General features: G+C 63.1%; 6 protein-coding genes. 2 read left to right on the forward strand and 4 right to left on the reverse strand.

From position 1 onward, the window contains the following. The first annotated feature begins 91 nt into the window (after window positions 1–91). Both IFT67_RS19805 and IFT67_RS19810 read left to right on the forward strand, forming a co-directional pair. On the forward strand, window positions 92–2,875 hold the full coding sequence (locus tag IFT67_RS19805) for a TonB-dependent receptor (RefSeq protein WP_244647635.1): 2,784 nt from the start codon (window positions 92–94) through the stop codon (window positions 2,873–2,875). Between the two features lie 54 nt (window positions 2,876–2,929). Next, window positions 2,930–4,486: a sulfatase family protein gene (locus IFT67_RS19810; protein WP_192239811.1), complete on the forward strand. Its 1,557-nt coding sequence runs from the start codon at window positions 2,930–2,932 to the stop codon at window positions 4,484–4,486. A gap of 214 nt (window positions 4,487–4,700) precedes the next feature. Here the strand turns inward: IFT67_RS19810 and IFT67_RS19815 are convergent, their stop codons facing one another. The 4 genes from IFT67_RS19815 to pdxR all read right to left on the reverse strand — a co-directional run bounded on the left by IFT67_RS19815 (window position 4,701) and on the right by pdxR (window position 7,960). Further along, entirely contained in the window at window positions 4,701–5,285 is a 585-nt protein-coding gene (locus IFT67_RS19815; protein WP_192239812.1) for a glutathione S-transferase C-terminal domain-containing protein, read from the reverse strand. Then, on the reverse strand, window positions 5,282–5,683 hold the full coding sequence (locus IFT67_RS19820; protein ID WP_342450659.1) for a hypothetical protein: 402 nt from the start codon (window positions 5,681–5,683) through the stop codon (window positions 5,282–5,284). The genes IFT67_RS19815 and IFT67_RS19820 overlap by 4 nt, the downstream gene beginning before the upstream one ends. Next, on the reverse strand, window positions 5,680–6,423 hold the full coding sequence (locus IFT67_RS19825; RefSeq protein WP_192239814.1) for an SDR family oxidoreductase: 744 nt from the start codon (window positions 6,421–6,423) through the stop codon (window positions 5,680–5,682). The genes IFT67_RS19820 and IFT67_RS19825 overlap by 4 nt, the downstream gene beginning before the upstream one ends. Before the next feature lie 124 nt (window positions 6,424–6,547). Next, the gene (pdxR, locus tag IFT67_RS19830; RefSeq protein WP_244647637.1) at window positions 6,548–7,960 is read right to left on the reverse strand and encodes a MocR-like pyridoxine biosynthesis transcription factor PdxR; all 1,413 of its coding nucleotides are present in this window, start codon (window positions 7,958–7,960) and stop codon (window positions 6,548–6,550) included. Window positions 7,961–8,212 lie beyond the last annotated feature (252 nt).

Genomic DNA, 8,212 nt, shown 5'->3' on the forward strand with positions numbered 1-8,212 from the left:
TGAGCCTGAACCACCAGTTGGACTCTGCGAAGGAAACCTTTCTCGCATTTCCTAGCCCGCTGGTAGGATTATGGCCCCAACGGGGGAACATATGCCAGTTCGAACAAAGTGGCTTCTAGAAGCCAGCACTCTAGCCGCGTTCCTTCTTCCGACCGGTTCCCTTGCCCAGGTTGCACCGCAACCGGGTGGAGAGACTGGTTCAGGTATTTCGGCAGGCGACCTAGCTACGGATACGGGCAGCCAGGATATCGTCGTCACTGGGATACGGAGCGGCATCGAGCGGGCGGTGAAGATCAAACGCGATGCGGACAGTATCGTCGACGTAATCAGTGCCGAAGACATCGGCAGGTTCCCGGACGTGAACGTCGCGGAGTCCGTGCAGCGCATCAGCGGCGTTCAGATCAATCGGACTCGTGGCGAAGGCCGCAGCGTCAACATCCGCGGATTGCCCGACACGTTCACGCTTGTGACGCTGAACGGTCGAAGCGTCCCGAATGCGTTGAACGACCTATTCACGCCTTTCTCACGCTCGTTCGACTTTTCCGCGCTTCCCTCAGAGTTCGTAAGGACGCTCGAGGTCTACAAGTCGCCAACTGCGGATCTCGATGACGGCGGTCTCGCTGGAACGGTCAACATCCGTACGCCACGTGCACTCGACCTTGGAAAACGCGTGTTCGCGCTTTCCGCCCAGGCTGAACACGAGAGCAATTCGGGGAAGGCGTCGCCGCGGATTTCAGGTCTGTTCGCCAATAGCTTTCTCGATGGACGATTGGGCGTAACTCTCGGCGGATCCTACACGCAACGTCGCCCGCAGACGCATCAGGTCGAAACCGGCTGGAACACCGTCACCGAAGCTCAGGGCGTGCCGCTTGGCGGAGGCGGGGACGACCTGAACGGCGATGGCGTGATCACGCCGAACCGGCTCGTGCGCATTCCAGGTCTGATAATCCACGACATGTTTACCGAGAACAACCGTCGCCTCAGCGGCCTCGCATCGCTGCAGTATCGACCCACCGACACGGTCGATCTGTACGTCGACGGCTTCTACACGCGCGTCGACGTCGAGGCCGTGCGCCAAGAGAACTTCCAGAACTTCGCCGGGTCGTCGGGCGTCGTGGCGTCCTCAACGCAGGTGCTCGACGGCGTCGAGACAGCAACCGACTTCACCGTAAGCGGCCTCGATCTGCGCAACGGTGGCCGCTACCAGGATCGCAGCGGCTACATCCGCTCGCTCGTGGGGGGAGCCAAGTTTCACAACGACGACTGGACGGTCGTCCTTGAAGGCTCCGCCCAGAGCTCGCGCCAGCGACGTAACACGCTCAACATCGCCGACAGCATCAACGGTACCGCGCGCGTCGTCGCCAATCCCGGCGATGACATTCCGAGCATCACCTATCTTGACGGCTTCGACCAGCGACGGCTCGACCCGAACAATTTTAGGTTGTTGAGCCTCAACGGCGAACTGAACCGCGTCACCCGCGATCGCCTATGGGATGCCAAGTTGGATATCCGGCGCGACCTCGGCGACCGGGGCATCACATCGTTGCGCGCCGGCGCGAAATACGTCGATCGCGCACTCTACCAAGACAACAAGACGCTGACGATCTCCGCTGCAGGCGTATCCCAGCTCTACGGCGGCCTCCCCGCTGGACCGGTGGCCGGTTCGTTCAGCGCCGCGCCGTTCATGATCCTGATCAAACCTGGGTCCGGATCGTTCCTTGGCAGCTATTCGGGGGACGCCTCCTTCCCGCGGCAGTGGCTGGGGTCGGACGCGAAGTCGTTCGTTAAAGGACTCACCGAGGACCAGCTTATTGCGGCCGGCACGTATACCAACGACGCGACGGGTATCCTCGACGTCGCGGAAAAAACCCTGGCACTCTACGCGCGCAGCGACATCGCATTTGGCAAGTTGACCGGCAATGTCGGCTTCCGCGCGGTCCGAACAGACCAGACCACGCGCGGCGTCAGTCCCGATCTCAACGGCATCACCGTGGAGGTCGAGACCGGCATGATCACGCGCGTGCCGGCGGCTGGGCCGCTCGCGGTGCACCGCACCTATTGGGACTATCTGCCGAGCCTGAACCTCAAATATGAGGCGACCGACAAACTGCAGCTCCGCGTTTCGGCGTCACGGACCATATCGCGACCCAACCTGGGCGACATATCACCGACCACCACGGCGAACGGCACCGGTCTCACGGTCACGAAGAACAATCCGTATCTCGATCCCTTTCGAGCCAACAACGCGGACGCGACGATCGAATATTATTTCGGTCGTGACGCGCTCGTCGGCGCCTCCTTCTTCTACAAGAACCTGGAAAGTCTGATCCGCCGCGAAATCAGCATCCAGTCCCTGCCAGTGACCTATATCCGGACTACAGGCAGCACGACGCTGCAGACCGACTTCACCGTCAGTCAGCTGGTCAACGGCTCCGGTGTCGATCTGAAGGGGGTGGAACTGTATTTCCAGCAGGCCTTCACCTGGCTGCCCAAGCCGTTCGACGGGTTTGGCACTGTCCTGAACTACACGTACATCGATAACAGCGACCCAACCCAGCTGACGGCCGCGTCCAAGCACAACTACAATCTGATCGGCTACTACGAGAAGGGTCCCATCGGTGCGCGCGTCTCCTATTCCTGGCGCAGCAGCTACCTTGCCGCTGCAGCCGTGGCGCCGGTGATGGGGCGGGTCAACCGCGCGTTTGGCACGCTCGACGGCAGCGTCAGCCTGAAGGTAACGCCGCAGGTGTCAGTGGTGGTGGAGGCGGTGAACCTCCTCGATCGCGACGAGATCGTCGAATACACGACCGGCCTTCCAGCAAACTATCTCGACTCCGGTCGACGCCTCTTCGGTGGTGTTCGCGTCAATTTCTAACACGCCCGACAATCGGCGGCTCCCAAGACCGGGGCGCCCAAGCAGGACAAGACCATGACTGACTCGATCAATCGGCGCGGCGTACTGTTGGCAGGCACTGGTAGCGCCTTCAGCCTCTACTCGTGGGCTGCCGCGGCCCAGGCGGCGACGCCGCAGACGAAGCCCGACCTCCGGCTTGCGCGACGCCCTGGATCGAAGCCGAAGAACATCCTCGTCGTGCTCACCGACGATCACCGCTACGACGCGATGGGGTTCATGAAGGCCCAGGATTTCGGCGACACCCCGACACTTGATCGGCTTGCGCGCGAGGGCACCCATTTCACCAACGCCTTCGTGACGACCGCGCTGTGCTCGCCGAGCCGCGCATCGATCTTCACCGGCCTGTATGCGCACCAGCACAAGGTGGTCGACAACAACCATCCAATCCCGCCCGGGCTGGTCTTCTACCCGCAATATCTGAAGCAGGCGGGCTACGACACGGCGTTCATCGGCAAGTGGCACATGGGGACCGAGGGTGACGCACCCCAGCCGGGGTTCGATCACTGGGTCAGCTTCAAGGGCCAAGGCACGTATCTCCCCAGTGCGGATGGCCTGAACGTCGATGGCCGTCACGTCCGGCAGAAGGGCTACATCACCGACGAACTGACCGACTACGCACTCGACTGGATCGGCAAGCGCGACGGCAACCGGCCCTGGATGATGCACCTCGCGCACAAGGCGGTCCATTCGGAATTCATCCCGGCGGACCGTCACAAGGGCCGCTACGACAAGGAGACGTTCCGCTACCCCGAAAACATGAAGCCGGGCATGCCGGGGCGTCCCATGTGGGTCGAGAACCAGCGCAACAGCTGGCACGGCGTGGACTACGCCTATCACGGCAACCTAGACATCGCGGACTACTACAAGCGCTACATGGAGACGCTGCTGGCGGTCGACGAGGGATTGGCACGCATACTGAAGCTGCTGGAACAGCGCCGCGAGCTCGACGACACGCTGATCCTGTATCTGGGCGACAACGGATTCATGTTCGGCGAACATGGCCTGATCGACAAGCGGGCGGCGTACGAAGAGTCGATGCGGATCCCGATGATCGCGCGGTGCCCATCGCTGTTTCCAGCCGGTAGCAAGGTCGAGGCCGTCGTCGCCAATATCGACATCGCACCGACCATGCTCGCCGCTGCCGGGCTGCAGGCCCCCGCGCACATGGCCGGCGCCGACATGTTACCCCTCGCCAAGAACAAGGCGGCCCCGTGGCGCGATGAGTTGCTGTACGAATATTACTGGGAACACAATTTCCCGCAGACGCCCACCGTGCACGCCGTGCGCGAGGAGCAGTACAAGTACATGCACTTCCATGGCATCTGGGACTTGGACGAACTCTACGATCTGGCGGCGGATCCGCATGAGAACGACAACCTTCTGGCGAAGCCGGGGCACGAGGATCTGGCCGCGCGGTTGAGCACGAAGCTGTTCGCGCTGCTGGAGGGAACGAATGGAATGCAGATTCCACTGAGCGCTGATGCAGGTTTCCAAGCCCGGCTGCGAGCCCCTTCAGGAGCAAAGCAGGCACCATTTCCCGCAACCTTTTATCAGCCCCCACCCAAGAGATGATTACCCGAGTTTGTTGCGGAACGGGAATTTGGGAGTACACTCAGGCTTGGGTAGGGGGCTTTCGGTACGTCCCTCTAGAAGACCCAGTTCTGGCCATTCACGCCCCTCAACTCGCTTCCCGCAATCGGACATTTTTTCACGTACGGGCGATACGAGAGGTCGAGGAATGGTGAGCTGCTGGGACCTCAGCTATCGCTAAGTGATGACGGTCGGATCAACCTATCCCCTCCGCGGCCATGGCCGCCTGGACGGCGGGCCGCGCCTTCATGCGCTCCCGCAAGCCGAGTAGCGGCAATGGCAGATCTAGCGCAAACCGATCCGCCCAGAGCAGCATGACGAACAGGTAGAAGTCGGCGACGCTCGGCGTGGCCCCGAACAGATAGTCGCCCTGCAAGCCATCGGAAAGAGGTTGCATCAGGCGGAGCACCGTATCGCCTGCCCTCGCTTTGTCGGCAGCGCTACCGGCGTGCCACATCGGCTTGTACGCCCGGTGAATCTCAGTCGTGATATATGTCAGCGCCTCGATGACCCGCGTCCGCCCCATCGCGCCGCCGATCTGCAACGCAGGCGTCTCGCCCGCGATCCAGTCGAGAACCGCTAGATTCTCGGTGATCATCGTGCCGTCGTCGAGAATGAGCGCCGGCACGTATTTCTTCGGATTGATCCGTGCGAAGTCTTCGCCGCCAGCCGTGCGGAACATGCGCAAATCGACGCGTTCGGCTTCAAACGCCATCCCCGCCTCTCGAAGCGCGATGTGGTCGGCCAGGCTGCAAGCGAGCGGGCTGTAATAGAGCTTCATCGAATAGATTCCTTGTGAGACACGGCATGGACGGTGATCGCGATTGCCAACACAGCGGGAAGCGTCACGGCAGGGAAATCACGAAGCAGCGCGGACGGACCACAGATCCCGACTGCCACTTCCCAGACGTGGAAGAGCGCATGCCCCGAGAGCCAGATCGCGGCCGCCCCCCAGGAAACCGAACGATGGATCGGACGTGCTGCCCCCGACAGGAACGCCGTGCCGACGCCGAGGAAGATCAACCCGATGTCGCGTACGAAATGCTGGTTGAATGGTCCGGTCGTGGTGACGCCGGGAACCGCGAAATACCAGCTCACGGGCGAGGCGAGCATGAAGCCGCCGTTTGCGGCCGCGCCCACTCCCAGCAGGATCGCGATGCCCAGGACGACGCGGCTCACCGGCCTGCGAACCATGTGTCGTAGTCAGTCGCGCCGATATGCGCTCCGGCCGCGGGCATGAGCGAGATGTCGTCGATCTTCGCGCCAAAATAGAGCGCGTCGGCCTCCCCCACTACGCCGCGCGCATCACCGGTCGCCTCGAGATAGCGACGCACTAGCGCATCCATCCGGAACGCCGTCGGGCCCGCCACCTCGATCGTCCCGTTCGCAGGCGGCGCGACGACGATCGTGGCGAGCGCGTCCGCGACGTCATCGGCCGCAATCGGCTGGAACAAGGCGGTCGACAGTTGGATCGCTTCGCCCGCTGCGGCCGAATGCGCGATGCCGCCGAGGAATTCGAAGAACTGCGTCGAATGCAGTATCGTATAGGGCACGCCCGACGCGCGGATCAGCGTCTCTTGCGCGACCTTCGCGCGCATATAGCCGCTGTCGGCAAGGCGCTCAGTCCCGACGACCGACAGCGCGACATGGTGCCGGACGCCCGCGCCTGCTTCGGCAGCAAGGATGTTGCGGCTCGAGGTTTCGAAGAATGCGAGCACCGCGGCATCCTCGAACGATGGTGAGTTCGCGACATCGACGACCACTTCCGCCCCGGCCAGCGCCTCGGCGAGGCCCTCCCCCGTCAGCGTGTTCACGCCGCTGTTCGGCGACGCGGCGACGGCCTCGTGTCCCGCTGCCTCCAAACGCGAAACGAGCTTCGAACCGATGAGGCCAGAGCCCCCGATAACGACGATCTTCATGTCCCGATACCTTTTGCAAAGCGGCCCGCCGGATCGGCATCGGCTCACTGTAGGACGGGAGGTAGCAGGGCGTTGGCCCAGGCTCGTAGAGCCAAGAACCGCGAAAGCGACTAGGCCAAGATCATCATACTCGGTCGGCCAGCAGTCGTCGTAAGGCGGCGACCGCCTCGTCGACCCTGTTCGGGCGAAGGTTCGTTGCGCTCAGCAACAACCCCGGCATACGGCGCTCGGGATCCTGATACCAAGGCGACAGCGGCGACGGCGCGATCCCGAGTTCGGGCGCTCGCCGCGCCAGCGCCATATCGTCGATCCCCTGTGGCAATCTCAGGAGTGCGATCGGGCCGGCGACGGTCTCTAGCGGATAATCCGCCTCGAGCGCACGGTGCAGCGCGGAAAGCCGTTCGGCATAGAGCCGCTTCATATTGCGCAGGTGACGCAGGTAATGACCCTCGGCGAGCAGCTGAGCGATCGCAAGCTGCGACGGCGCGAAGAAGCTCGGCCCCAAGGTTGCCGCCGCTTGCCCGAAGCGCGTGGCGAGCGCCATCGGCGCGACGACGAAGCCGATTCCGACCCCGGGCTTCAACGTCTTGCTGAAGCTGCCCACATGGATCACGCGCCCCGCGGTATCGGCGCTTGCCAGCGCCGGCGCGGCGCGCGCGCCAAGTTGGAGCTCCCCCAGATAGTCATCCTCGATGATCCAACCGTCGGCCGCCTCGGCCCAGTCCAGCAACGTCCGTCGCCGGGCATGGCTCATAGTCGCGCCCAGCGGGGAATGTTGCCCTGGCGTGACGATCGCGACCCTGGCGTCGGGCGCGAGCGCTATTCCTGCAGCAACGTCGATCCCCTCCCCGTCAACGGGCACGGCGACCGGGCCGACGCGCGCCATCTCCAGTCCCATGCGGGTTATGGGGTAGCCCGGCTCCTCCATCCAGGCGCGCTGCCCCGATGCGCCCAGCACCTGCAACGCCAGCGCGAGCCCACCGCGATAGCACACAGTGACGATGACTTGGTCGGGCACGCAACGGAGACCTCGCGCGATCGCCAGGTAGGCGGCAATCTGCGCGCGCAGTGCAGGGTGCCCGCGCGGATCGGGATAGGTCGTCGGCGTCATCGCATCATCGCGGACCGCACGTCCGAGCAGGCCGGCCCAGAGCTTTGTCGGAAACGCATCCTGCGCCGGCACGCCGGTCTGAAAGGGCAACGCCGTTAGCGAAAAGCCGCGCAGCATCGTCGAGAGCGGCCGGACGATCGGCTCGCTCGGCGTGGAAGCATGGCGGGGAGGCTTGGCGATCACGCGGGTGCCGCCCGAACCGGCGGTGCTCAGCAGCAATTCAGACACCAGCGCATCGTAAGCAGCCTGCACGGTTCCTCGAGCTACACCCAGCTGGCTTGCCAGATCGCGGACTGATGGCAGGCGCGCGCCAATCTCCAGCCGCCCGTCGTCGATCGCCGTTCGGATGTTGTCGCAAACTTGATTAGAGAGCGACATTGTCGCCCTTCGGTCCGGCTTGATGATGAAGTGCGCATGGGAAGCCATGCTCTTACGGTACAGGGTTAGTGTCCCATGACGAATGCGTTCCGATGACCCTGGAGACAAGTGCAACATCTCGGTGCCAAGACCATTGCCTAACGGAGGGAGCGAGACCCACAAGCGGACGCTCAGGCCGCCCTGCTCGCTTCCCAGCTTCGGTCGTTCATTCAGTGTCAATTGTTGGCCCAAAATTTTTATAGGCCATCAGTAACGACCGCTTGCCGCATAGTCTTTCCTAGGAAACCGGCCGCAGTCGAA

Origin of the sequence: Sphingomonas sp. CFBP 13728 (genome assembly GCF_014841895.1) — a bacterium.
Taxonomy (GTDB): Bacteria; Pseudomonadota; Alphaproteobacteria; order Sphingomonadales; family Sphingomonadaceae; genus Sphingomonas.